Below are 23,630 nucleotides of genomic sequence, written 5' to 3'. Positions count from 1 at the left end.
GCCATGCCATTCACCGTAAGCCATGTCGCCGCCGTATTGCCGTTGCGGCGTCACTGCAGCATCGACGAGTTCGCGGCGCTGGCGATAGGCAGCATGATGCCCGACCTACGCTATTTCCTGCCGGTGTTGCGTGAGCATTGGCCACTGCCCAGCCACCACCTGATCAGCCTGCCGCTGTTTTGCTTGCCGATGGGCTGGTTGCTGTGGCGATGGTGGCGGCCGCTGTGGACATCCACTGCCCTTGTCGACGGCGAGACACCGCCCTTACCCGCGCCATGGCGCGTGATGCTCGCCCTGACTATTGGGGCGTTCACTCACTTGGCGTGGGATGCATGCACCCATGCCAACTACGGTCTTGGCCTGTACTTACCCATGTTGGGACAACCGTTATTCTGGATGAATCACTCCGCCATCTCCAACGCCAATCTCCTGCAATACGGCAGTAGCCTTGCGGGCTTGCTGATCTTGGCTGTGGCGGCATGGCCAGTGCGTCAGCAGCTCTTGCGCGGCCTCCGGACTGGCGTACCCATAAGCTGGCTGATGGTGTCTTTGGTTGTCACGGCCATCCTGGCGGCATCACTAACGTTCGTCTTCACTTGGAACCCGGGCGAAGGCACCAGCCAGTTACGTCACACGATCCGACTAACGGCATGGAATGGCCTTTCCTCGCCATTGCTGATCGTCGTGGCGTATCCGTTGGTCTGGCGCCTTCGTCAATACAAAACGTATGGGCGATAACGGTCAGCTAGCGTAGAAATGCCAAGCCACATAAGCCGCAAACACGCCATACAGCGCCCCCACTGGTACCAACCAACGCGCATCCACGCGCCCACGCCGGAACAGCCACCACAGATAGATCACAGCAATACCCGTCAGCACGCCAGCCACCATCAGAGGCGCATCGAACAGCCACGGTGTGGCGAACAGGGCCAACGAACTGGGAATAGTCGCCTGAATCATCATGGCGCCTGAGATGTTGGCCAGTGCCAGACGCTCCTTACCCTGCCGCACCCAGATCAACGCATTCATGGTCTCGGGCAGCTCCGTGGCGACCGGGCTGAGCACCAGGGCGACGAGATGCGGCGACAACTGCAGCGCCACGCCGATGGCCTCGATCTGCTTGACGAAGGTATGCGAGGCGAAGGCGATCACTACCAGCGCCAGCGTCGTCTGCAAGACAACCCACCACAGCGACGGGTCGACAGCTTTCGGCTGGAACTTCAGTGGCTCGAGCTCTTCTTCCTCCGGCGCCGTGTCGGAGGTCTTCAGCTCACGCCATACGTAGAGGCCATAAGCCAACAGGAACACCACACCCAGCCATGGCTTGAAGGCGAAGGCAACCAGGCCAAGCCCACACTTCACCACGAAAATCGCAAGGAACCATGATTGGTCGCGCGCCAGCCGGCCATGCCCGACGCGCACAGCATGGTCGACGCGTTGCAGGCGGCGGCGATTGGCCCATAGCGCCACGCCGACAACGGCATAGGCGATGGTGGCGAGAACCAGCGGACCACCCAGCGCCGCGCCGACGCCGATGTCCTTCTGCTCGGGGGTTTTGCCGAGAATGACCGCCACGAACGTCACCGCACTCTCGGGGAGCGCGGTACCGAAAGCGGCCAGGATGGTGCCCGTGGCCGTGGCGCCCAGATTGAGCTTCTGGCCGAACCACTCCACGCCGTTGACGAAATACTCGCACGCGAGATAGATCGCGCCGGCTGAAAGCAGAAACAACAATGCAATAAGCATGCTTTTTCCAAGGCCGGGCGAGCGGAAAACCATTGGCTCAGCGACGCGAGCTCGCCCGGCAGGGTGAGCGCGTCGTGGCCAAAGGTCTCGCCGGGCTGCGGGTGCCTCACGGCACCGCCACCATCCACGCCATGAAGCCGAAGCTTCAAGTCTGTTGACGCGGATTCCTCTGAAGTCGCAACCGATGATCGGTCGCGAGGGGGTGAGGATGGCTACTCCCCAATGACAATCGGTGCGATTTTAGGGGCTGAGGCATACCCGGGGCAAGTCGCCGGGGTCTGATCAGCGCGGCAAGCGATCGGCAAGCATGGCATCCAGATCGTAATCGCCGGCTCCACGGCCACTCAGCCAGTGCGCTGCCTCCAGCGCACCACGGGCAAAAATCGAGCGATCTGTGGCGCGATGGCTAAGCTCAATCCGTTCGCCCTGCCCTATCAACCACGCTTCGTGCTCGCCGACCACATCACCTCCGCGCACCACGGCGAAACCGATGGTGCCTAGCTGACGTGGACCAACGCGTCCTTCGCGCGCGTACACCGCGCTTTCGCGCAACGAGGTACCTCGGGCCAAGGCAGCGGCTTCGCCCAGCGCCAACGCCGTGCCCGACGGGGCATCTTCTTTGCGGTTGTGGTGTGCCTCGATGATGTCCAGATCCCAATCCGGCAGCGACGCCGCGGCCTGGCGGAGCAGGCGTGTCAGCACAGCCACGCCAAGGCTGAAGTTGGCGGCGCGCAGCAACGCGATCCGCGAGGCCGATGCGTTCAGTCGCTGCGCGAAGCTCGCATCGAGCCCCGTCGTGCCGGTCACCAAGGCCGTGCCGTTCGATTCGCAGTAGGTGAGTGCTTCAGCAAGACCCGCCGGGCCGCTGAAATCCACGATCACGTCCAGCGAACCGGCGGACGGCCATTCGTGCGTATAGGCCAACGCACCAGCGCAGGCATCGATGGGCTGCCCCAGCTTTGAGGACGTCGGCGAAGCGAGAGCGGCGACGAGGGTGAAGCGGGCGTCGTCTTTTACCAGCGCGAGCAAAGCCTGTCCCATGCGGCCGGTGGCGCCATTCATAGCAAGGCGAACGGGCTTGGTCATACGCAAATTCCTTGGAACGGGCTGGCACGTGAGAACCGATCCTACTGCCTACGGGCGTCGCCGTGCACGACGCCCCGCGAACGGACGGCCAAAAGAAAAGCCCCGGCGGGAACCGGGGCTCTGCATGTATCTGTACCGAGCGTGTTTTACGAAGTCACGCGCGACCAGAATTGCTTGACGCCGTCGACCCAGTTCTTGGCGCGCGGCGTATGTTTGTCCGCATCGTCATGCGCAAAAGTGGACTCAAGCTGTTCCAGCAAGTCGCGCTGCTGCTTGGTCAAGCGCACTGGCGTTTCCACCACGACGCGGCAGATGAGATCGCCCGCGCGGCTGCTGCGCACCGATTTCACGCCGCGCCCGCGCAGGCGGAACATCTGCCCGGTCTGGGTCTCGGGTGGAATATTGATCGGCACTTCGCCTTCCAGCGTCGGCACCAACAGCTCCGCGCCCAGCGCCGCCTGTGCGAAGCGGATCGGCAGTTCGCAATGCAGATCATTACCCTCGCGCTGGAAGATGGCGTGTCCGCGCACACGCACTTCCACATAGAGATCACCAGCTTCGCCGCCGGCCGGGCCGGCCTCGCCCTGCCCGGTGAGACGGATGCGGTCGCCGTTGTCCACGCCAGCGGGGATGTTCACCGACAACGCGCGGGTCTCTTCCAGACGACCCTCGCCATCGCACTGTTTGCAGGGTTTTTCAATCGCCTGGCCACTGCCACCACAATGCGGGCACGCCTGCTGGATCGAAAAGATGCCGTTCTGCATGCGCACGCGGCCGTGGCCAGCGCAGGTCTTGCACGTCACCGTCTTGCCATCGGCCGAACCGCTGCCGTTGCAGTGGTGGCAGTTGACCTGAGTGGGAATCTCGATCTTCCGTTCGACGCCGAACACGGCCTCTTCCAGATCGAGCTCCATGATGTAGCGCAGGTCGGAGCCACGACGCGAACGTCCGCGACCGCCACCACCGCCCATGCCGAAAATATCGCCGAAGATGTCCCCGAAGATGTCGCCCATGTCGCCGAAACCACCGCGACCGCCGCCCATGCCGTGCTCGAAGGCGGCGTGGCCGTGCTGGTCGTACACGGCACGCTTCTGCGCGTCGGACAGCACTTCGTAGGCCTCCTTGGCCTCCTTGAACTTCTCCTGCGCATGCGGATCGTCCGGACAACGATCCGGGTGGTACTTCATCGCGAGTCGACGGAACGACTTCTTCAGTTCGACCTCGGTGACGGTGCGTTCCACCCCAAGGATTTCGTAGTAATCGCGCTTGCTCATCGTTGCATCCGGCATGGATCGCTCACTTCCACATGAATCGAGCGATCCATGTCTCCTCAACAAACAGCCCGCGACCAGACTTGAGTCCGGACGCGGGCTGCGTCAGATCGGCAGTGCCGACCAGCCAATATTACTTCTTGTCGTCCTTGACTTCAGTGAACTCGGCATCGACCACATCGTCCTGAGCCGAAGAACCCTGATGGCCGCCACCCGCCTGCGCGGCTGCATCCGGCTGCGCGCCGCCGCCCTGGGCCGCTGCGTACAGCGCCTGAGCCACCTGCTCGAGCTTCTCGATCTTCGACTCGATAGCACCCTTGTCGTCGCCGTCCTTGACCTTCTCCAGATCCGACAGCGCGCCTTCGATGGTGCTCAGCTGGTCAGCCGGAACCTTGCCGCCGTGCTCCTTGAGAGCGCTGCGGGTGGCGTGCACCAACTGGTCGGCCTTGTTGCGGGTGCTGACAAGTTCGTGGAACTTCTTGTCTTCTTCCTTGTTGGCCTCGGCGTCGGCCACCATCCGGTTGATCTCTTCCTCGGACAGGCCCGAGCCGGCCTTAATCTCGATCTTCTGTTCCTTGCCGCTCTTCTTGTCCTTGGCCGACACGTGCAGGATACCGTTGGCGTCGATGTCGAAGGTCACTTCGATCTGCGGCATGCCGCGCGGCGCCGGGTCGATGCCCTGCAAGTCAAACTTGCCCAGCGACTTGTTGGCGCTCGCGCGCTCACGCTCACCCTGCAGCACGTGCACGGTCACCGCGCTCTGGTTGTCGTCGGCAGTGGAGAACACCTGCGAGGCCTTGGTCGGCACGGTGGTGTTCTTCTCGATGAGCTTGGTCATCACGCCGCCCATCGTCTCGATACCGAGCGACAGCGGGGTGACGTCCAGCAGCAGCACGTCTTTCACGGTACCGCCCAGCACACCGCCCTGAATGGCGGCGCCGACAGCGACGGCCTCGTCCGGGTTGACGTCCTTGCGCGGCTCCTTGCCGAAGAAGTCCTTCACGGACTCCTGCACCTTGGGCATGCGGGTCTGGCCGCCGACGAGGATCACGTCCTGGATGTCGGACACGCGCAGACCAGCGTCATTCAACGCGGTGCGGCACGGTTCGATGGTGCGCTTGATCAGGTCTTCCACCAGCGCTTCGAGCTTGGCGCGGGTGAGCTTGATGTTGAGATGCTTGGGACCGGAGGCATCAGCAGTGATGTACGGCAGGTTCACTTCGGTCTGATGGCTGGTCGACAGCTCGATCTTCGCGCGCTCAGCGGCGTCCTTCAGACGCTGCAGCGCGAGCGGATCCTTGCGCAGATCCATGCCCTGGTCTTTCTTGAATTCTTCGACGAGATAGTCGATGACGCGCATATCGAAGTCTTCGCCACCCAGGAAGGTGTCGCCATTGGTAGCGAGCACTTCGAACTGCTTCTCGCCGTCGACTTCAGCGATTTCGATGATGGACACGTCGAACGTGCCGCCGCCGAGGTCGTACACGGCGATCTTGCGGTCACCGCCCTTCTTGTCCAGGCCGTAGGCCAGGGCAGCCGCGGTCGGCTCGTTGATGATGCGCTTGACGTCCAGACCGGCGATGCGGCCCGCGTCCTTGGTGGCCTGGCGCTGGCTGTCGTTGAAGTAGGCCGGCACCGTGATGACCGCTTCGGTCACCGCTTCACCGAGGTAATCCTCGGCGGTCTTCTTCATCTTCATGAGGACCTTGGCCGAGATCTCCTGCGGAGCCATCTTCTTGCCGTCGGCCGTTTCGACCCACGCGTCACCGTTCTCGTGAGCAACGATGCCGTAGGGAACGATATGCAGGTCTTTCTGCACTTCTGCGTCGGTGAACTTGCGACCGATGAGGCGCTTCACCGCGTAGAACGTGTTCTTGGGATTGGTCACGCTCTGGCGCTTGGCCGGCGCGCCCACCATGACTTCGTTGTCCTTGGTGAAGGCAACGATGGACGGCGTGGTGCGATCGCCTTCCGAGTTCTCAATGACCTTGGCGGTGGTGCCGTCCATCACGGCAACGCACGAGTTGGTCGTGCCCAGGTCGATACCGATGATTTTACCCATGTTGTCTACTCCCGAATTCTTTAAGCGACCCCTCGGCCGCGACTGGTTTCCAGATGGGGCTCGGCACGTTTCATCTCAATGCCGACAAGACCCCGTATGCCTTTCCGCCTAAGCCCGCAGGGGACGCCGTTCAGGCGTCCTCGACCACGGGCCAGGGCGTCACTCCTTGGCGACCGCCACCAACGCGGGGCGCAGAAGCCGGTCGTTCAGCACGTAGCCCTTCTGGAGCACGTTGACGACCGTGTTGGGGGCCGCACCCGGGGCCTCCACCATGCTCACGGCGTGATGCCTTTCAGGATCCAGCGGCTGACCCACCGGATCGACCTGCACAAGGCCATTGTTCTCGGCGATCTTCAGCAACGACTTCAGCGTCAGTGCGATGCCCTCGCGGACGCTGGCCACGTCGCCGCCCTCCACTTCCAGGCCGCGCTCGAGGCCGTCGTAAATCGGCAGCAGCTCGTTCAGCAGCTTTTCGTTGGCAAAACGGCGAGCTTGCTCGACGTCACGATGCAGGCGACGGCGCTGGTTCTCGATCTCCGCCTTCTCGCGCAGCACGGTGTCGCGCAATTCGACGTTGGTCACTTCCAGTTCGGCGATACGCGCCTTCAGCGCTTCCAGCTCGACGCCAGTCGCGTCACCCTGCCCGCCTGGGCCCTGCGTCCCGGTGGACGCCGTTGGATCGTTGCTTTGCATGAATCACTCCAAGCCTTATCCGTGGCCGGTGCCGTGAGGCACCAACCGTCAATCACTTGCGGGTAAAACCCCGCCTCCCGAGCGCGTTATAAGGTCGTCGCGACGCGATTCAAGGCGTCGCTAAGCAAACCGGCCGTCGCCTGCACCACGGGAATGACCCGTTCGTAGGCCATGCGGGTGGGGCCAATCACTCCGATCGCGCCCAGCACGCGCCCCTGGGTACCGTAGCTGGCCGTGACCACGCTACAACCGTCCAGCGCCGCAAACCCCGATTCTTCACCGATGAACAGGCGCACGCCAGGGGCCTTGGCGCACACTTCCATGAGCTGCAGCAGCTCGCTTTTCTTCTGGAACGCCTCGAACAGCTCGCGCAGGCGCTCCAGGTTGGCCAGTTCCGAGTATCCCATCAGATTGGTCTGGCCGCTGACCAGTACGTCGTCGCTATCGCCTTGCGGGGCGAACGAGGCCGCCGCCAGCTCCACCGCGCTGGACATCAACCGATTGAGTTCGCCACTGGCCTCACGCAGTTCGCGCAGCAAATGGGCGCGAATGTCGTCCAAACGCAGGCCGGCAAACTGGGCATTGAGATAGTTGGCCGCCTGCTCCAGCTCGCTGCCGTCCAGTGGTTTGGCCAACTGGACAATGCGGTTCTGCACCTGATTGTCCGAGAACACCAGGATCACCAGCACGCGGGCATCGGGCAGCGCCACGAAATCGATATGGCGCAGCGGAAAATCAGCCTGCCGCGGCACCGTGACCACGCCAGCGAACTGCGTCATCGCCGACAACAGGGTCGAGACGTTGCCGAGCAGGTCGCGGGTGGTGGTGAGGCCCGGCGGCAACTCGCGGCGTAGGCGCGCCATCTCATCCTGCGGCAGGGGCTGCAGCTCGATCAGGCTGTCCACGAACAGGCGCAGGCCGCGAGGCGTCGGTACACGGCCGGCAGACGTGTGCGGCGACGCCACCAGCCCGGCTTCTTCCAGGTCCGACATGATGTTACGGATGGTGGCCGGGCTCACATCCAAGCCGGATGACCGCGATAGCGTGCGCGACCCTACCGGCTCGCCGTCGGCAAGGTATTGGGCAATCAATGTGCGCAACAGGCGTCGTGCGCGGGCATCGAGTTGGGCGGCAGGCATGCTGTAGCAATCCGTGAGACAGACAAGAAATAAGGTCTGGCGGCAAAGTTTGCAAGAAACGGGGACAGGGTTGGGTGGCAGGCGTATCGGAACGGGCCAGACGACGGCATGTCGTCTCCCGGGCCGACACCCCACTAGCCGCCCCCCATCCCCTCCCCCTTACAATCCCCCGACTTCACCACGTCGCCGCCCATGCTCACCTCGCTCTACGTTCGTCATTTCGCCGTCGTCGAAGAAGCCGAGATCGCCTTCGGCCCAGGCCTCACTGTCGTCAGCGGCGAAACCGGCGCGGGCAAATCCCTGCTGGTGGACGCCCTCATGTTGCTGGCGGGCGCTCGCGCGGACAGCGGCATGGTGCGCGCCGGCAGCGACCGCGCCGAGCTCATCGCCGAGTTCGACCTCACCCACCTCCCCGAAGCCCGCGAATGGCTTCGCCGCGAGGAGCTGGACGAGGAAGACGCCTGCCAGCTACGTCGCGTCATCCGTGCCGAGGGCAGCTCGCGCGCCTGGATCAACGGCCGACCGGCCAACGCCAGCCAGTTGGGCGAACTGGCCACGCTGCTGGTGGAAATCCACGGCCAGCACGAACACCAGGCCCTGCTTTCCCGCACACACCAAATGGGACTGCTCGATGCCTACGCCGGCAACGAGGCACAGGTCGCCCAGGTACGCGAACTGGCCCTGCAATGGCGCGAGCTGGGCAACCGCATCCGCAAACTGAGCGGCGGCGACGATCGCGAGCAACGCATCGAGCTGCTGAGCCACGAACTGGGCGAACTCGATAAGTGGGCCCTGCCCGCCAGCGAACTCACCGAACTGGAAGCCAGCCACAAGCGACTGGCCAACGCCGGCAGGCTGGCTGAAGGTGCTGGCGGCGTAGTGGAACTGCTCGACGGCGAAAGCGAGTTCGCACTGCGCCGCGCGTTGGGACGCGCCCAACTGGAAATGAGCAAGCTCGCCGCGCTGGACGACCGCCTTGCCCCCATGCTGGAGCTGTTGGACAACGCGTCCATCCAGCTGAGCGAAGCCGCCGATGGACTTGGCCGCTACGCACTCGACGTGGATCTGGACCCGGAGCGCTACAACGAGGTCGACACCCACCTCACCCGGCTGCACGAACTTTCGCGCCGCCATCGGGTGCCGGTCCCCGAACTTCACGACAAGGCCATCGCCTTGCGCGGGGAGTTGGACGAACTGGAGGGCGCCGGCGATGCCTTGGAAAAACTCGCCGGCCAACGCTCGCGTCTGCAACAGCAGTACGACGAACAAGCCGCCAAACTCAGCACGTCGCGGCAGCAGGCAGCTGATCGCCTGGGTGGTGAAGTCAGTGCCTTGATGGGTGAGCTAGGCATGAGCGGTGGCCGCCTTGTGGTGGAGCTGGAAACCACCAGCGACAACGAGCCCGATCCGCAGGGGCGCGAGCGTTGCGAACTGCTGGTCAGCGCCAACCCCGGCCAGCCACCGCGCGCGCTACGCAAGGTCGCCTCGGGTGGCGAACTTGCCCGCATCAGCCTGGCTATCGAAGTGGCCACGCTCGGCAAGGACACCGTTGGGACCATGGTGTTCGATGAAGTAGATACCGGCATCGGTGGCGCCGTGGCCGAAGTGGTCGGCCAGAAACTGCGCTCACTTGGCGCGCAACGCCAGGTGTTGTGCGTCACCCACTTGCCGCAGGTGGCCGCGCAAGGCCACGCGCATCTGCGCGTGAGCAAGGCCAGCGATGGCGAATCCACCCGTACACGCATCGAGAAGCTCGACGCCAACGGCCGGCGCGATGAATTGGCTCGCATGCTGGGCGGCGTGGAAATCACGCGCGAAACGCGAGCACACGCCAAGCAGATGCTGGAGCGGGCGCAGGTTTGATCTAAAGAGCGCCGGCAACACGAGGTTGGCGACGCCTCAGACGACCGTCATTCCGGCGTAGGCCGGAATCCAGTAGCAGGTGCGCTGAGTTTTCGCGACACGCTCCAATCCAAGGAGCCGCGAAAACCCAGTATTGAGGCCACTGGATTCCGGCCTACGCCGGAATGACGAGCGGAAAAGCGTCGCGCTATCAGACAACTCGCCGAAGGCAAGTCCCGACCACTAGTTCTTGCGCGGCAACAACCCGCGCTCGGCCGCCATGCGATAGAGATCGAGCTCCGAGCCCGCCCCCAGCTTGCCCATCAGGCTGGCGCGGTGGATGTAGACGGTCTTCTGGCCGATGCCAAGCTCGCCGGCGACCTGCTTGGGCGCCCTGCCCGCCGCCAGCAACAAAAACACTTCGCGCTCGCGTGCCGTGAGCCGATGGATGGGGTCCCGCGATTCACTGGGCCGCTCGGCCCGGCGCTTGCGCAAGTCCGAACTAAGGAAACATTCGCCCTGCATCACCGCGCGCAGGCCGGCCACCAGCTCTTCGGGCGCCACGCCTTTGGTGACGTAGCCACTGGCGCCACGACGCAAGGCTTCAGATACGTAGGGCTCCCCGTCGTGCATGCTCAGCACGACGATGCGCGTGTCCGCCGCCACGCTGCGCAAATGCTCGATCAACGGCAGCCCGCTGCCGTCAGGCAGCGAGAGATCGAGTGCGACGAGATCGGGACGACGCGTGCCAACCGCTTCCACCGCATCGTCGGCGCTGCGGCATTCCGCAACGACCTCCAGATCCGGCTCCATCTCGATTAGCCGCTTGAACCCCTCTCGTACAATGGCGTGGTCGTCGACCAGGACAATGCTGTACATGCCCCATGTATAGCAGCCTGAGAGCCGGTTGACGATCTCCCCTCCGCGCGTTGCCCGGGCTGCCGTCGAAAATGGCCTTCCGGATGGCCGACCGGCGCCATGTACCATCGACCGCATGCGACCGAAATCTCCTGCATTGCCGGGTTCCGACCTGCTCCTTGGTATTGGCTATTTCCTGCTTTGGCTGCTGCTGTGGCCGACCGAGCAGCCGTATTGGATGCTCCCCTACGGCTTGCGCTTCGGTGCGCTGCTGCTGGCACCCATGCGGATGTGGCCATGGCTGCTCGGCGCCGAGCTGGCGGCTAGCGGGCTGATTAGCTGGGTCCATCCACTGCCGATGGGGTGGCGCGGCTTCCTGCTGGCCGCCCTGCCCGAACCTGCCGTGGTGGCCATCTGCCTATGGCTGATGCGCCGCGCCAACCTGCACGCCAGCCTGCGCGATCCCGAGGACGTCGCTCGCCTGCTGCTGTCGGCCGCCTTCACCGTCGCGGCCACCACCGCCACCGACGCCGTGATGCTTGCGCTGATCCACGTCAGCCCCAGCGCCGACCTGATGATGCAGGCCCTAGGCCAGGATCTGCTGGGCAACTACGTCGGCGTGCTGCTCATCGTGCCGCTACTGGTGATGTTGCTACGGGCCCGACTGGACAAGCGCGGACTCGGCCGCCTGTTGATGGACGGCCTGCTGGTGCTGCTGCCATCGCTGGCGATTCTGCTAGTGCTTTCGTCCCATGAGGCGCCGCAGCCGCAGTTCGCCCGCGTATTGTCGCTCGCGCCGGTGCTGTTCTTCGCCTTCCGCCACGGCTGGCGTGGCGCCAGCCTCTCCATGCTGATCTCCAGCCTGGGCATGACACTGGTGGATCATCTTTCTGGCCACGGCATCCCAGGCGCTGCCGGCGAGCTGTTCCTCGCCGTGGCCGGCACCGGCGCATTGATGCTCGGCTCGGCCACCGACGCCCTGCGCCGCAGTAGCGAGCGCGTAGCGGAGCAAAACGTCTACCTCGCGGCGGTCAACCGCCGACTGGACCACTTGGCCCGCCAGCTGCGTGACGCCGCACGCGGCAACCTGCAGACCGAGGAGAACCAGCGTCGCCACATGGCCGCCGAGCTGCACGACGAACTGGGCCAGAACCTGACGGCCATCCAGACCCACCTGAAGCTGGCCCAGTCGCGATTGGCCCAGGCCGGCATGGACGATATCGGCGTATCCATCAACACCATCCTCGGCCATATGCGCCGGGCACTGCACCGCCTGCTGGACGACTTGCGTCCCGCCGTCCTCGACGAATTCGGCCTGCTGCGCGCCCTGGACGAAGGCCCGATCCGCGACCTGCTCACGGCTGCCGGCGTGGCCTATCGCACCGACCTGCACGGCGACCCCCGCCTGCTCGACGACGACACCCGCACAGTTGTCTACCGCCTGGTCCAGGAGAGCGCCACCAATGCCGTGAAGCATGCCCACGCCGATGCCTTCCAACTACGCCTGCGCATTGGCGAACGCCAAGGCGTGGCCCTGGCCCTATTGGATATTCGCGACAACGGCATCGGCCTACCGGCGCGTATGCCGCGCGGTGGCCGGGGCATGCAAGGCATGCGGGACAGAGTGACTTCCCTGGGGGGGCTGTTCAGGGTCCGCCCGGAAGCCCAAGGCGTTCATCTACGGATATTGTTGCGAAGCAGCACGCAAACTAGTGACGTAGCGCGCACTTAGGATCGTTACATAGGAAATTTTCCGATAGCCGAGGTGTGAAGGCTTCGTTACGCTGGATCCATCGATGTGGGGGGAGCCACCATCGCAAGATGGTGAGCCATGCCAACCGTGGGGACGGTGGGCATGAAGAGCGGCAGGATGCCGCTCCGCCGGAATCGGTGGCACGACCAGGCTGCGCGAGCAACTCGCCTTCCTAGGAGCCATCCGGTAACGGATCAAGCCGCAGGGCGGACAGGAGTCCTCCCGCGGCTTTTTTTATGCGCGAAGGTTTTTCAGCCCGCCATGGGCCCGGCCAATGAAAAAGGCCGGCAACGCTTCCGCCACCGGCCCTTCGGATACCGCCAGAACCTAAGCTTACTTGTGAGCTTTCTTGGGACGGACGTACAGCACCAGGCTGTGGTCCTCGATGACGTAGCCGTGGCGCGCCGCGATTTCATGCTGGAGACGCTCGATCTCCTCGCTGACGAACTCAATGACCTTTCCGCTGTCCACATCGATCATGTGGTCATGGTGCTTGCCACGGTCCAGCTCGTAGACGGCCTGGCCGCCCTCGAAGTTGTGCTTGACCACGATGCCGGCGGCCTCGAACTGGGTCAGCACCCGGTAGACAGTGGCTAGGCCGATGTCTTCCTGGTGAGACAGCAAGCGCTTGTAGATGTCTTCGGCGGTGAGGTGGTGAGCCTCCTCGTCCTCGAAGATCTGCAGGATGCGCATGCGGGGGTGGGTGACCTTCAGCCCGGCTTTGCGCAGTTCTTTGGTTTCCTGTTCCATAAACAAACTCCACGCACGCGGCGCCACAAGGCCGTTAGTGTATCATCCGACACCTTTACGATCCGGACGCAACACGCATGCACAAGCTGATTCGCACGCTGGGTTTTGCTTTGCTGGCACTGTCGCTGGCCAGCTGCCGTCTCATCTACACCCCAGACGTGTCGCAGGGCAACCTGCTCGACAAGAAAACCGTGGATCAGCTGCAGCCGGGCATGACCAAGCGTCAGGTGCTGGTACTGATGGGCTCGCCGTCTGTGAATTCGCCCTTCAGCCAGAACGAATGGGACTACGTCTCCACCCAGCAGCACCGTGGTGGCGCCATCAAGGTGCGCGCGCTCAAGCTCACCTTCAACAACGATGTGCTGGTGCGTACTGAGGGCGACTTCTTTGCCGAAGACGCACAGAAGCTGGTCAACGACACCAAGAAGTATCACGCCAGCTACCCGGTCGACGAAACCAAGGGTGACAAGAACACCGGTTCCGGCGGCGACAAGGACAAGGGTGGCGATAACGGCGGTGGCGGCAACGACGGCCACTAAGGCTGTCCAGCCGGCGTCAGCCCTCGTGGGCGCGGCGCCGGCGAGCTTCCTTGGGATCGAGCGTGAGCGGCCGGTAGATCTCTACCCGGTCGCCCTCGCCCACTACGTGGTCCGGTGTGACCTTGTGGGAAAAAATGCCCAGCCGCGCCGGATCCACCACGAGCCCCGGAACATCACGGGCCACACCTGAAGCCTCAATCGCCTGCGCCACGGTGCTGCCCACTGGCAGCATCACCTGCCACAACCAGCTACGCGACGGCTCGGCATAGACCACCTCCACGGTGATCTGCTCAGCCATAGGTGCGCTCCGCTTCCTTGCAGAAGTCCTCCACCATGCGGCTCGCCAATCCCTGGAAGCCCAGCTTGAGCGCGGAGCCAACCAGCTTGCTGGCATAGTCGAAATCCAGCGCGAACGACACCTTGCTGCCGGCATCGCCCAGTGCGATGAAATCCCATACGCCGTCCAAGCTGCGAAACGGGCCGTCAACCAGGCTCATGTGCAAGCGGCTGGGGGGCGTGGTGGTATTGCGCGTAGTAAAGCTCTGTCGGAAACCGGCATACTTGAGATCCAGCCTCGCCACCAGCACATCCTCTGTCCGTTCCAGCACCTGCGCGCCAGCACACCACGGGAAGCGCTTTGGGTATGCTTCGACGTCATTGACCAGATCGAACATCTGGGCAGGCGAATAGCGCACCAGGGCGCTGCGGCGGATCTCGATCACTTCAGCCTCTTCTTGAGCGTCATCTTCTTAGGTCCCTCCACGGATGGGACCGTCATAAGGGCAATGAGCCCGAAGTTTAACGGACATGGCCAAGCCTAAGGACAAAGACAAAAACGCAGGCGGCACCATTGCGCTCAACAAGCGCGCGCGCCACGAGTACCACATCGACCAACGCTTCGAAGCCGGCCTTGAGCTGCAAGGCTGGGAAGTGAAGTCGTTGCGCGCCGGTCGCATCAATTTCGGTGACAGCTACGCCGTGGTGCTCCAGGGCGAGATCTTCCTGATCGGCACCTCGATCCCGCCGCTCATCAGCGCCTCCACGCACGTGGTGGCCAACGATCGCCGCACGCGCAAGCTGCTATTACACCGCGAGGAGATCGACACGCTCATTGGTGCGGTCGAACGCAAGGGCTACACCCTCATCCCCATGGCCCTCTACTGGAAGGCCAACAAGGTGAAGGTGGAAATCGGCCTGGCCAAGGGCAAGCAGGCGCACGACAAGCGCGACACCGAGAAGGAACGCGACTGGCAGCGTGAAAAGCAACGCACCATGCGCGCCCACAACAAGCACGCTTGAGCTCGCTCAGCCCGCCACTCGTCGCCACGAGCCGGGCTCACCCTCCGACAGGCCGATCACGTCTTGGTGCAACGTCATGTTCATGGCGTCCACCGACGTGCCAAAACCGAAGCGCTCGTACAGCTTGTGGCCGGCAGCCGTGGAATGCAGGTTGAGCGAATCCACCTCCCGCTCTCTCGCCGCCGCCCCCACGGCCGCCAACAACGCGGCGGCCGCGCCCTGTCGGCGATGAACCCGCTTCACATACATGTTGAGCACATACCAGCCCACGCCCTGGCGGAAATAAGCGGAAGGTACGTGCGTGTACGGATGCACCATCACGCAACCGGCCACGCGCCCCTCCACTTCGGCTAGCCAGGCCAGCAGGCGGCCTTCCGGTACGGCGTCCTCTATCCAGCCACGCAGCTGGTCGGCGAAGCCCTCTGGCAACTGCTGCTTCAACTCTTCTTCCAGAAACGCGCAACGCAAATCCGTCAACACACCTGCGTCGTGCAGCCCCGCCTGACGTATCCGCACCATGGCCGTTCCTTTCGGTGGTGGTCCGGGCAAACAATAGCGGCCGCATGCCACCTTGATGAAAGCCCGGTTACCTACATATACTGACTGACCAGCTTCAGTGTCAGTTTCCCCGGGGGTGTCATGGCTTCGACGGGGGTAGTGAGATAGTTTGGTGCATGCCGAGGGGGCAGCTTTCCTCGTTAATCCAGCGGCAAAACTCATAGTTGCCAACGACGACAACTACGCTCTGGCCGCTTAAGGCCTAGCCCCGAACCCACTTGTGCTCGTGCTCGTGGATGTAGGGTCATTATCACGAGATCGCCCGAAGCTGCCGCCTGTCGGTAAGGGTTAAATCAAGCAGGCTGGTCCTTCGATGCGCTTTGCACGCTGTGCTGTCGCGGGACGAGATCTAACGGCGAGCTAAGCATGTAGTACCGGGCGTCAAACGCCTTCGGACGCGGGTTCGACTCCCGCCACCTCCACCAATAAAGCGTCCTCAGACGTACTAAGAAGGCCGGAAACCCTAGCAGTAGCAAAGGTTCCGGCCTTTTTTTGTCCAGTGACGTCCCGCGAGATTCCTTGAAATCCGGGGGCAACTGGGGGCAATATCGGGGGCAACAAGGATGTCACCCTTCACAGTTGCCCCCATGCCCCTAACGAACGTAGCGATCAGCAAAGCCAAACCCACGGGTAAGACCCAGCGCCTATTCGATGGCGGCGGCATGTATCTGGAGATCTCACCTGCCGGCGGCAAATGGTGGCGATTGAAGTACCGCCATGGCGGCAAGGAAAAGCGTCTATCCCTTGGCACCTTTCCCGATACCGGCCTCGCAGAGGCACGCGAGAGGCGTGATGCTGCACGCAAGCTACTAGCATCTGGCATCGATCCCGGCGAGCAACGAAAGGCCACTAAAGCTGCTGGCGAAGAACGCTCAGCGAATAGCTTTGAAGTTGTGGCACGCGAATGGCACGGAAAGCAGTCTTCCACTTGGGTGGAACTGCATGCAAGCCGCATCATGCTCAGGCTGGAGAATGACATTTTTCCTTGGCTGGGTAGCCGCCCCATTGCCGACATCACAGCCAAAGAGTTTCTGACGACTGTGAATCGCGTTGTTGAACGCGGCGCCGTCGAGTCCGCATATCGGGTACTGCAAAACTGCGGACAGGTGCTTCGCTATGCCATCGCAACTGGACGAGCCGAGCGCAACCCAGTGGCCGATCTGCGTGGCGCCCTGCCCCCAGTTAAGCCCAAGAACCTTGCCGCAATCACTGATCCAACTGCCATTGGTGGCTTGCTACGTGCAATCGATGCCTACCAAGGCACATTCGTCACCAAGTGTGCGCTCAAACTCGCCCCGCTTGTGTTCGTCCGTCCGGGAGAACTGAGGCATGCCGAGTGGACCGAGTTCAACTTAGACAAAGCCGAATGGAACATCCCTGCTGAAAAAATGAAGATGCGCGTCTCACATCTAGTGCCACTCGCGCCGCAAGCGATTGAGATTCTTCGCGAGCTTCGCCCTCTCACCGGAACTGGGCCGTATCTATTTCCTAGCTCTCGCAGCCCAAAGCGCCCGATGAGCAACAATGCCGTGCTATCGGCCCTTCGCAGAATGGGATTCGCTACAGAGGAAATGAGCGGCCACGGTTTTCGCGCGATGGCCCGTACCATTCTAGACGAGGTTCTTCAGTTCCGCCCCGACTATATCGAACATCAGCTTGCGCATACGGTGCGAGACCCAAACGGCAGAGCCTACAACCGCACAGCCCATCTTTCAGAGCGCCGAGAAATGATGATCGCATGGGCAAACTATCTGGACGACCTAAAGCTAAATGGTGCCTAGGAAGGAGCCTATATCCCTCTTTCTTCGCACAAAATTCGGTATGTCAATCCGGCATTCTAATGGGTGTATATACCCGAGGACATACCGAGTCACCGAGGTATTCGCCGGTATGATCGAACGGGCCAGCCCAAAAAGCGAGCCGAACGACTCGCACCTGCCAATCGCATGATGCGACGAAGCATGTAAGGATCCACAGAGCACCAGTGGATGAATCATAAAGACAAAAGGAAAGGACAAAGGGGAATCCAGTGAAGGTTGTCTTAGTTCAACTCAGCGACATCCATATTGATGATGAAACCAACAATTCCATCCTGACGAAGACAGACGAAATCTCTCGAGCCGTATATCCATATCTGCCCGGGGCCGATCACATCGTCCTGATCGTATCTGGCGATATCGCTTACTCAGGGACGCAATCGCAATACAAGCTTGCCCAGACATTTCTTCAAGAGATCGTGGAAAAATTGAGTGCCGAGGCAGGCCGCAAGGTCGGCGTCTTTGTAGTCCCCGGCAATCATGATTGTGATTTTCAGAACGAGTCAAAATCTCGAAGCAACAACGTTCAATACCTTCAGAGCAATGGCGTCAGCGCCATTGATGACTCTGTCATCAACGTTTGCACAGAGATTCAGAAGAATTTCTTTCAGTTCCAAAAAAGTATAGAAGGCAAAGACGCCCACAGAACCGATCGACTCTGGCATGAGTACCGTGTGCCGGGCAGGGACTGCAACGTCGTCATTGAAGGCATGAACATTGCGTGGGTGTCGAAGCTTCGCGAAGAACCCGGCCGCATGTTGTTTCCGTTTGAGCGCTATCAGAACAAACAAAGGAACCCCGAGGATCTGCATATCCTCGTGATGCATCATCCCGTCAACTGGTTCAATCAGAACATATACGCCGGCTACCGCCGCTTCTTGCGCGATCGAGCCACCATGGTTATCTCTGGCCATGAGCATCTAGCTGGTGTTACTGAGATCAACGATATCGACGCGGGATCATCGGTGAATATTGAGGGGTGCGTACTTCAAGAGCACAAAGGCAATCTAACAAGCACTGGCTTCAACGTCATCGCCATTGATACAGCGAATGTGCGGTATCAAGCTCACAGGCTCGAATATCAAGCTGGAGCCTACTCCACGCGAGAGGAGGGAGCGTGGCTAGACTACCGCCCGCTGCCACAGAAAGCCGAGCTTGTTGGCAAACTAAAGAAAAATCACCTCGAGAAGCTCAACGACCCCGGTGCATATCTCTTCACCCCCGGCCGGGATTCGATGGCACTCTCGGACATATACGTCTACCCCGACCTCGTCCCTGCCAATCAGCTGACTAGTAAAGTTCGCCAGCTCATAAACTCATCGACCCTTCAAATCAGCGATGAGCTTAGATGCGGCGTACTCGTCTCCGGTGATGAGCGATCCGGGCGAAGCTCTCTTCTGTATCAGCTCTATGTGAGTCACCATGCCCAAGGGCTGTTTCCGGTACTTATCGATGGGTCGAAGATAGATTCCACGCACGAGAAAGACATAGATCAGCTGATTCGACAGTCAGTGGCAGCTCAGTACGAAGCGACGACTGCCAAGGGATTCGCGAGTACATCGCGCTTCCAAAAAGTACTTCTTTTGGACAACTTCGACGAATCTGGCATCGTGGACAAGGTAGGCCGAGCGAAGGTGCTTGAGCTCTTCAAGCAGCGCTTTGAGTATGTCGTCGCCACTGTCTCTTCCACATTCGAAATGCAGGAAGCGGTGGATGCGAACACGGCCGAGCTTCTAAAAGAGTTCAAGCATTTCCACATACAACCCTTCGGCAATGTCAAACGAAGCCAACTCATAAAGCGCTGGCTTTCACTAGGCGCGGACAATTCGTTAGATGAACGCGACTTCATCGGCAAATACCATGAAGCTGAGCGCCTACTGACGGGCGTCATGGATAAGTCGCTGATTCCGCACTCTCCTCTATTCCTCCTTACGTTGCTACATAGCGTGGAGGCTGGACGGAGCAACGAGCTGCAGAACAGCGCTCTAGGACATTACTACTTAGTCTTGCTGGGTACCGCCTTACAGGGCGCCGGAGTAAGGCCGGAAAAGCTCGACGACTACATTCAGTACTGCACGTATCTGTCTTGGCGATTCCACCAAAGTGAGGGAACCCTTCTTTCGAGAACAGAACTAAGGGCATTCAACGACGATTTCTCGAACGAGTGGATGACCACTGACTTCGACAAGTATTTAACTGTCCTACTTGAAGCCCGGGTACTAAGAGAGGTCGGGCAAGACTATGAGATCCGTTACCCCTACATCTACTTCTACCTCAAGGGTCGATACCTCTCGATGCATCTGGATGATCCGGAGATCCTAAAGTACGTAAGTGAGTGTTGCGACCATCTATACGTTCGCGAGAACGCCAATACCATGCTTTTCCTCGCGCATCATGTTTCCAACAATTCCGTTATAGAGCAGATTGCGCGAGTACTCGGAAAGTTGTTTGGTGACAAGGCACCAGTCCGATTTGACGATGATGTTGGCAACGTAAACAACTTCATCTTCGAATCACCCAAGCTGGTCTTTGAGTCGAGTCACTCACCTACTGAGCTTCGCGACGAAATTGCCGAAGAAGCTGACAAGCGCGAGCATCACGACGGCCTAATGGAAAAGCGCGAACAAGGCGCAGACTTGAGCCTCCAATCACAGATCGTCATGCTTGCGAAGACGTCAGAAATTCTTGGCCAGCTCTTAAAAGATCAGTATGCCCGCATTCCGCGAACCAAGAAGCGGGAGCTAGTCGGGAAGATATTTGACGGCAACATGCGCGCTCTAAGGAGCTTCTTCGACACCATCGTTAACAGCTCAGAGTCCTTATTCAACGGCGTACAAGAGGCGTTGAAGAGTAGAAAGAAAGAGATCACGGACACCCAAGGACAGGCCATGACTCGCCGGATAGTTTCGGTGGCGATTGAAATGGTCACCTTCGCATTGGTGATTAAGGCGGCACAGAACGCAACATCGCCTGATCTGAGTGAAGACGTCGAGTCATTTGTCGACGGCAACAAACACCTTTCTAATCGAATCATTGAACTTGCAACCCTCCTCGACTCTGCCAGCGACTTCCCTCGAAAGAAACTGGAGTCCGTTTACAAGGACTGCAAGACCAACCTCATTGCGCTCCGTATTGTCGAGAATCTGGTTTTCCATAGGCTGTACATGTTCAAAACTTCGACAGCCGACATGCGCTGGTTACACGACAAACTAGGCATTCCCATCAAGTTCCAACAGACGGTATCGTTCGGGCGCCAGGAAACTCAACTCGCCTAACCAACTAACGAGGGGGCGTTTCGCCCTCTTTTCCGCTGAGCGATCGTTGACTCGCACGATGAGAGAGTCGGCTTTCGGCCAAAAAGACGCCAGTGTGCCCTCGAGTACTACAGGGATGGGGAGCAGCATGAGGTCGCGTCACTAGCATTTTGAAGGATGGAGTTCAGTCCGAGAGCTTCAAACCCTGTTCCTAATTCTTGAGATTCGCCTTGATACGGCAGCATGGCCAGCTAGGGCACGCCACGGCACTATTGATTCAAGTGCTTGCAGCGATGCGAGCCCTTTTCATTTTTGGGTTTGAAACTTCTAGTTACCGGTCGGTTGCCGCTTGATCACGACAGCCACTGTGGGCAATCTGCCGCATTCAGTATGCGTCGCTTCCTAAATGGTCAGCGGACAAGGCTTCAGCACGCTCTTGAGCCTGTCGATAGTGGATTGGTGGACCACAGCAGCATCAACGCTCTCCAGCGCCTCCGGCAGCATCTTTTTGACCCACTCGGGGACGAAGTCAGCGGCCTCCTCTACGGAGGTAACCATATCTTCCCGCCACACTTCAGGTTCAATCTGGATGCTGAAGAGCCCAGCCCTTCCCAAGTGCTCCTCAAGAAGTGGACCAATCACCACCTCGCATAGACCGATGGTTTGGATAAGCAGTACCCCGAAACGCCTGTAGACCTTCGTGCCGTCAGGATTGGTCACAGTCTGTGGTGCAATGAGCAGCGGGACGTTGTTTCGGAAACTCGCGGCCGAGAAGATGTTCATCCCTCGATGAACTATGGAATTTCGAAGCTCCCGGACATACCAATAGTTCTGCTTTCCATCGGAAGCTTGAGGCGTGACAAACTTCGCCTCCAAGTCCTCCGTGAAGGCTTTCCAGCTGAGCTGATCGCTATCCCGTACGAGGTCAATGCCCGACATCAGATTGATAAAGTAGTTCGAGTAGTGCACCCGAAGATCTTCAGCCTGCTCGACGGAAAGTGGTGACCTCAATTGCAGTGCAGAGCGCAAAGCCGTCCTCTTCGATGAGAAATACATGGACAGCGAATTCAAGAGTGCGTTTTTAGCGAGAGCGTGGCTCATCGTTTCGACCTACTCCGATATAACGCGGGCAAGTCCTCTGGAGGGCAAAGGCTTGATCGACTAGGCACTCCCTACCTCAACGAAAGGTTTCTTGCGTGTATAGAAAGCATCTAGATCATGATCGTGGATATACCGCACCTTGTCCCGAATCCGTTCGAAATCAAGGACTCTTTCATCGGCGACCTGAAGCACATTGTGACGAAATGCAGCAAGAACGAAGTCCGGAAGGGTGAGGATGGGAGTGTCACTTTTTCCGACCCGTTTGACATCCGGCTTTACCCTAGGACGGCGCGACCCTGCGAGCTCCATATGCTGATACTGAGCGTCAACAATGCTTTTCAGCGCTGACGAGCTGACCTTGTCATTCTCCTCAACCAATACCTCAAGGCCAATTCCGTCGGCAGTAACTAGCTCTTGGTGCATGGCCTCTTTGAATAGCTTCAGCCATGTAAACTCGTAGTCCTCTCCACTTTCATATTTGGCGAAATGGACTGATGCGCTCCACAACATCTCAAGCATCAAATCGAGGGTCTTGGTTCTCAAATCGTAATGCACCTCAGTAAAGTGCACCCCAACGTCCTTGAGCGCATCTATCTCACCCTTGGCCCCCAGCGTTGTCACATAATCGAGCAACAGTTTTCGTACAACCCGCTGCTTACGATCGAGCTCGCTCAATCGCACCACGCAAATCGCCAAGTACTTCTGCTCTCCGATCTTGAACTCACTTTCGTCCACTATTAAGTGGATGTCGCGATATTCCCTCCCTTGAACGGTGGCATATGCCGCCTCCCCTAGCTCCCTCCGGACAATTCGTCCCCACTTCTGATGAAGCCGATCGGCCTGTCGTCGCTCCACATATGACACATAGTTGACCAACCCATAGAGGCGATTGAAAGTCTTCTGGGATGTCTCTCCTTGCTCAATAGCATGTACATCCAATCCAAACCGCTCACAAAAATAGAGCTCTTGGCGGAGCTTCCGTTTCATCTCTCTCGGAACATGGGGGTAGTCTCGCTCAGAGACACTCAAGCCGGTGACAAAATGCGCTTGACCACGCTTCGATATCCGGAACTTTCGATCCGACAGGCGAAATCCTTGACCCGTTAAAAGATGACGAATGTCCTCTTTCGAAGGGAGGTTGGCGTACCCTGAAAATGTTATGTCGTCTGCGTACCGCGTGTATCGAAGATCCCTCTCGTCCGCCATGGCTTGCAGTTCTCGATCCATATCGAGACAAACTAGATTTGAAATGATTGGGCTCTCGGGAAGGCCAAGAGGAAGCAGCCCATTGATAGTCACGAACTTGGCGAGAAGCCGAGCCGGGAGCATCTGCATCCCCAAGGAACGGAGCATCTTAGCTATACGTCTAGATGTAATCGTCGGAAAGAACTCTTCTATGTCCGCGCGCACAAGCACTCGTGCTCCACAATGTGGCGTCGCGTTACTTCGCGTTGAGCCACCACGAACATATCCGTGAACGGCCGAATGTGGGTAGCCAACTGCCTGCTGCCGGGCGAAGGCGTCGAGTCTTCTAGCTACCGATTTATGCGCTCGAGCGAGGGCCTCGTCGCGAGACTCCCACGCTCTACGTACATCACCTGCCGAACGGGGGTTCTTCTTAGCAATGGTATGTAGAAAATAGAGCTCTTCCGGCTTCTGGCTGCTCACAACTCGGCGAAAGATAGTCACTGGAACGCCAAGCGCTCTCGACAATTGCTCAACGTCCTCGACGTTTGCTAACCGGAAAACGACTTGCGGCCGAGTTCTCTGTTTGGTCATGAGCGGGGGCGGTCGAGTCCAGAAAGCGAGTGGTCACTTTATAGCGGACGCGAATCGCGCCCCGAGACCTTGAACAGCGGCCG

Annotated in this window: 20 protein-coding genes, 1 other RNA gene and 1 riboswitch; of the genes, 8 read left to right on the top strand and 13 right to left on the bottom strand. The window is 60.0% G+C overall.

From position 1 onward, the window contains the following. Positions 1-3 precede the first annotated feature (3 nt). Complete coding sequence (locus tag DYST_RS00510) at positions 4-738, top strand: DUF4184 family protein (protein ID WP_239949223.1); 735 nt, start codon at positions 4-6, stop codon at positions 736-738. Positions 739-741: 3 nt separating this feature from the next. Here DYST_RS00510 and DYST_RS00505 read toward each other — a convergent pair whose 3' ends face one another. The 6 genes from DYST_RS00505 to hrcA form a co-directional block, all read right to left on the bottom strand. Beyond that, positions 742-1,746, bottom strand: a complete 1,005-nt coding sequence (locus tag DYST_RS00505) for a sodium:calcium antiporter (RefSeq protein WP_239949222.1) — start codon at positions 1,744-1,746, stop codon at positions 742-744. Positions 1,747-1,807: 61 nt separating this feature from the next. Then, positions 1,808-1,979: riboswitch (yybP-ykoY riboswitch) on the bottom strand. 49 nt (positions 1,980-2,028) lie between these two features. Next, on the bottom strand, positions 2,029-2,832 hold the full coding sequence (dapB, locus tag DYST_RS00500; protein ID WP_239949220.1) for a 4-hydroxy-tetrahydrodipicolinate reductase: 804 nt from the start codon (positions 2,830-2,832) through the stop codon (positions 2,029-2,031). Between the two features lie 146 nt (positions 2,833-2,978). Beyond that, positions 2,979-4,106, bottom strand: coding sequence for a molecular chaperone DnaJ (dnaJ, locus tag DYST_RS00495; RefSeq protein WP_239949218.1), 1,128 nt, complete (start codon positions 4,104-4,106; stop codon positions 2,979-2,981). 130 nt (positions 4,107-4,236) lie between these two features. Further along, positions 4,237-6,165 carry a molecular chaperone DnaK gene (gene dnaK / locus DYST_RS00490; protein WP_102303673.1) on the bottom strand — a complete coding sequence of 643 codons (1,929 nt, stop codon included), beginning with the start codon at positions 6,163-6,165 and terminating at the stop codon, positions 4,237-4,239. A 159-nt stretch (positions 6,166-6,324) separates the two neighbouring features. Further along, entirely contained in the window at positions 6,325-6,858 is a 534-nt protein-coding gene (gene grpE, locus DYST_RS00485) for a nucleotide exchange factor GrpE (RefSeq protein ID WP_239949216.1), read from the bottom strand. Positions 6,859-6,944: 86 nt separating this feature from the next. After that, positions 6,945-7,997, bottom strand: coding sequence for a heat-inducible transcriptional repressor HrcA (gene hrcA / locus DYST_RS00480; protein WP_102303675.1), 1,053 nt, complete (start codon positions 7,995-7,997; stop codon positions 6,945-6,947). Between the two features lie 192 nt (positions 7,998-8,189). Here hrcA and recN point away from each other — a divergent pair, with 192 nt between their 5' ends. Beyond that, positions 8,190-9,860, top strand: coding sequence for a DNA repair protein RecN (gene recN / locus DYST_RS00475; RefSeq protein ID WP_239949214.1), 1,671 nt, complete (start codon positions 8,190-8,192; stop codon positions 9,858-9,860). 222 nt (positions 9,861-10,082) lie between these two features. Here the strand turns inward: recN and DYST_RS00470 are convergent, their stop codons facing one another. After that, on the bottom strand, positions 10,083-10,718 hold the full coding sequence (locus DYST_RS00470; protein ID WP_102303677.1) for a response regulator transcription factor: 636 nt from the start codon (positions 10,716-10,718) through the stop codon (positions 10,083-10,085). A 115-nt stretch (positions 10,719-10,833) separates the two neighbouring features. Here DYST_RS00470 and DYST_RS00465 point away from each other — a divergent pair, with 115 nt between their 5' ends. After that, positions 10,834-12,429 (top strand): MASE1 domain-containing sensor histidine kinase, encoded by a 1,596-nt coding sequence (locus DYST_RS00465; RefSeq protein WP_239949207.1) that lies wholly within the window; start codon positions 10,834-10,836, stop codon positions 12,427-12,429. A gap of 354 nt (positions 12,430-12,783) precedes the next feature. On the opposite strand, the gene fur is transcribed toward DYST_RS00465, so the two are convergent. Beyond that, positions 12,784-13,200, bottom strand: coding sequence for a ferric iron uptake transcriptional regulator (gene fur, locus DYST_RS00460; RefSeq protein WP_102303679.1), 417 nt, complete (start codon positions 13,198-13,200; stop codon positions 12,784-12,786). A gap of 77 nt (positions 13,201-13,277) precedes the next feature. Between fur and DYST_RS00455 the strand changes: the two genes are divergently transcribed. After that, complete coding sequence (locus tag DYST_RS00455) at positions 13,278-13,739, top strand: outer membrane protein assembly factor BamE (protein WP_239949205.1); 462 nt, start codon at positions 13,278-13,280, stop codon at positions 13,737-13,739. A gap of 16 nt (positions 13,740-13,755) precedes the next feature. Here the strand turns inward: DYST_RS00455 and DYST_RS00450 are convergent, their stop codons facing one another. Continuing rightward, a complete protein-coding gene (locus tag DYST_RS00450) occupies positions 13,756-14,037 on the bottom strand; it encodes an RnfH family protein (protein ID WP_239949203.1) in 282 nt (93 codons plus the stop codon). Continuing rightward, on the bottom strand, positions 14,030-14,461 hold the full coding sequence (locus DYST_RS00445) for a type II toxin-antitoxin system RatA family toxin (RefSeq protein ID WP_102303682.1): 432 nt from the start codon (positions 14,459-14,461) through the stop codon (positions 14,030-14,032). The genes DYST_RS00450 and DYST_RS00445 overlap by 8 nt, the downstream gene beginning before the upstream one ends. An 85-nt stretch (positions 14,462-14,546) precedes the next feature. On the opposite strand from DYST_RS00445, the gene smpB reads away from it, so the two are divergent. After that, the gene (gene smpB, locus DYST_RS00440) at positions 14,547-15,038 is read left to right on the top strand and encodes an SsrA-binding protein SmpB (RefSeq protein WP_239949201.1); all 492 of its coding nucleotides are present in this window, start codon (positions 14,547-14,549) and stop codon (positions 15,036-15,038) included. A 6-nt stretch (positions 15,039-15,044) separates the two neighbouring features. Here smpB and DYST_RS00435 read toward each other — a convergent pair whose 3' ends face one another. After that, positions 15,045-15,557, bottom strand: a complete 513-nt coding sequence (locus tag DYST_RS00435; protein WP_102303684.1) for a GNAT family N-acetyltransferase — start codon at positions 15,555-15,557, stop codon at positions 15,045-15,047. Positions 15,558-15,668: 111 nt separating this feature from the next. Here DYST_RS00435 and ssrA point away from each other — a divergent pair. The 3 genes from ssrA (at position 15,669) to DYST_RS00420 (ending at position 20,688) form a co-directional block, all read left to right on the top strand. Next, positions 15,669-16,021, top strand: a transfer-messenger RNA (tmRNA) gene (gene ssrA / locus DYST_RS00430). 162 nt (positions 16,022-16,183) lie between these two features. Beyond that, the gene (locus tag DYST_RS00425; RefSeq protein ID WP_239952195.1) at positions 16,184-17,377 is read left to right on the top strand and encodes a tyrosine-type recombinase/integrase; all 1,194 of its coding nucleotides are present in this window, start codon (positions 16,184-16,186) and stop codon (positions 17,375-17,377) included. Positions 17,378-17,625: 248 nt separating this feature from the next. After that, positions 17,626-20,688 carry a metallophosphoesterase gene (locus DYST_RS00420; RefSeq protein ID WP_239949195.1) on the top strand — a complete coding sequence of 1,021 codons (3,063 nt, stop codon included), beginning with the start codon at positions 17,626-17,628 and terminating at the stop codon, positions 20,686-20,688. Positions 20,689-21,069: 381 nt separating this feature from the next. Here DYST_RS00420 and DYST_RS00415 read toward each other — a convergent pair whose 3' ends face one another. Further along, positions 21,070-21,768, bottom strand: coding sequence for a hypothetical protein (locus tag DYST_RS00415; RefSeq protein WP_239949193.1), 699 nt, complete (start codon positions 21,766-21,768; stop codon positions 21,070-21,072). Between the two features lie 60 nt (positions 21,769-21,828). After that, a complete protein-coding gene (locus DYST_RS00410; RefSeq protein ID WP_239949192.1) occupies positions 21,829-23,547 on the bottom strand; it encodes a reverse transcriptase family protein in 1,719 nt (572 codons plus the stop codon). Positions 23,548-23,630 lie beyond the last annotated feature (83 nt).

It is taken from the genome of Dyella terrae, assembly GCF_022394535.1.
Classification (GTDB): Bacteria; Pseudomonadota; Gammaproteobacteria; order Xanthomonadales; family Rhodanobacteraceae; genus Dyella.
The sequence above is the reverse complement of the archived record's forward strand: the minus strand, read 5'-3'. Positions and strand labels throughout refer to the sequence as shown.

What these genes read in the sequence shown, in the direction of transcription:
- DYST_RS00510 (WP_239949223.1), top strand. Translation starts at nt 4, where the DNA reads ATGCCATTCACCGTAAGCCATGTCGCCGCCGTATTGCCGTTGCGGCGT.
- DYST_RS00505 (WP_239949222.1), bottom strand. Translation starts at nt 1,746, where the DNA reads ATGCTTATTGCATTGTTGTTTCTGCTTTCAGCCGGCGCGATCTATCTC.
- dapB (WP_239949220.1), bottom strand. Translation starts at nt 2,832, where the DNA reads ATGACCAAGCCCGTTCGCCTTGCTATGAATGGCGCCACCGGCCGCATG.
- dnaJ (WP_239949218.1), bottom strand. Translation starts at nt 4,106, where the DNA reads ATGAGCAAGCGCGATTACTACGAAATCCTTGGGGTGGAACGCACCGTC.
- dnaK (WP_102303673.1), bottom strand. Translation starts at nt 6,165, where the DNA reads ATGGGTAAAATCATCGGTATCGACCTGGGCACGACCAACTCGTGCGTT.
- grpE (WP_239949216.1), bottom strand. Translation starts at nt 6,858, where the DNA reads ATGCAAAGCAACGATCCAACGGCGTCCACCGGGACGCAGGGCCCAGGC.
- hrcA (WP_102303675.1), bottom strand. Translation starts at nt 7,997, where the DNA reads ATGCCTGCCGCCCAACTCGATGCCCGCGCACGACGCCTGTTGCGCACA.
- recN (WP_239949214.1), top strand. Translation starts at nt 8,190, where the DNA reads ATGCTCACCTCGCTCTACGTTCGTCATTTCGCCGTCGTCGAAGAAGCC.
- DYST_RS00470 (WP_102303677.1), bottom strand. Translation starts at nt 10,718, where the DNA reads ATGTACAGCATTGTCCTGGTCGACGACCACGCCATTGTACGAGAGGGG.
- DYST_RS00465 (WP_239949207.1), top strand. Translation starts at nt 10,834, where the DNA reads ATGCGACCGAAATCTCCTGCATTGCCGGGTTCCGACCTGCTCCTTGGT.
- fur (WP_102303679.1), bottom strand. Translation starts at nt 13,200, where the DNA reads ATGGAACAGGAAACCAAAGAACTGCGCAAAGCCGGGCTGAAGGTCACC.
- DYST_RS00455 (WP_239949205.1), top strand. Translation starts at nt 13,278, where the DNA reads ATGCACAAGCTGATTCGCACGCTGGGTTTTGCTTTGCTGGCACTGTCG.
- DYST_RS00450 (WP_239949203.1), bottom strand. Translation starts at nt 14,037, where the DNA reads ATGGCTGAGCAGATCACCGTGGAGGTGGTCTATGCCGAGCCGTCGCGT.
- smpB (WP_239949201.1), top strand. Translation starts at nt 14,547, where the DNA reads ATGGCCAAGCCTAAGGACAAAGACAAAAACGCAGGCGGCACCATTGCG.
- DYST_RS00435 (WP_102303684.1), bottom strand. Translation starts at nt 15,557, where the DNA reads ATGGTGCGGATACGTCAGGCGGGGCTGCACGACGCAGGTGTGTTGACG.
- DYST_RS00425 (WP_239952195.1), top strand. Translation starts at nt 16,184, where the DNA reads ATGCCCCTAACGAACGTAGCGATCAGCAAAGCCAAACCCACGGGTAAG.
- DYST_RS00415 (WP_239949193.1), bottom strand. Translation starts at nt 21,768, where the DNA reads ATGAGCCACGCTCTCGCTAAAAACGCACTCTTGAATTCGCTGTCCATG.
- DYST_RS00410 (WP_239949192.1), bottom strand. Translation starts at nt 23,547, where the DNA reads ATGACCAAACAGAGAACTCGGCCGCAAGTCGTTTTCCGGTTAGCAAAC.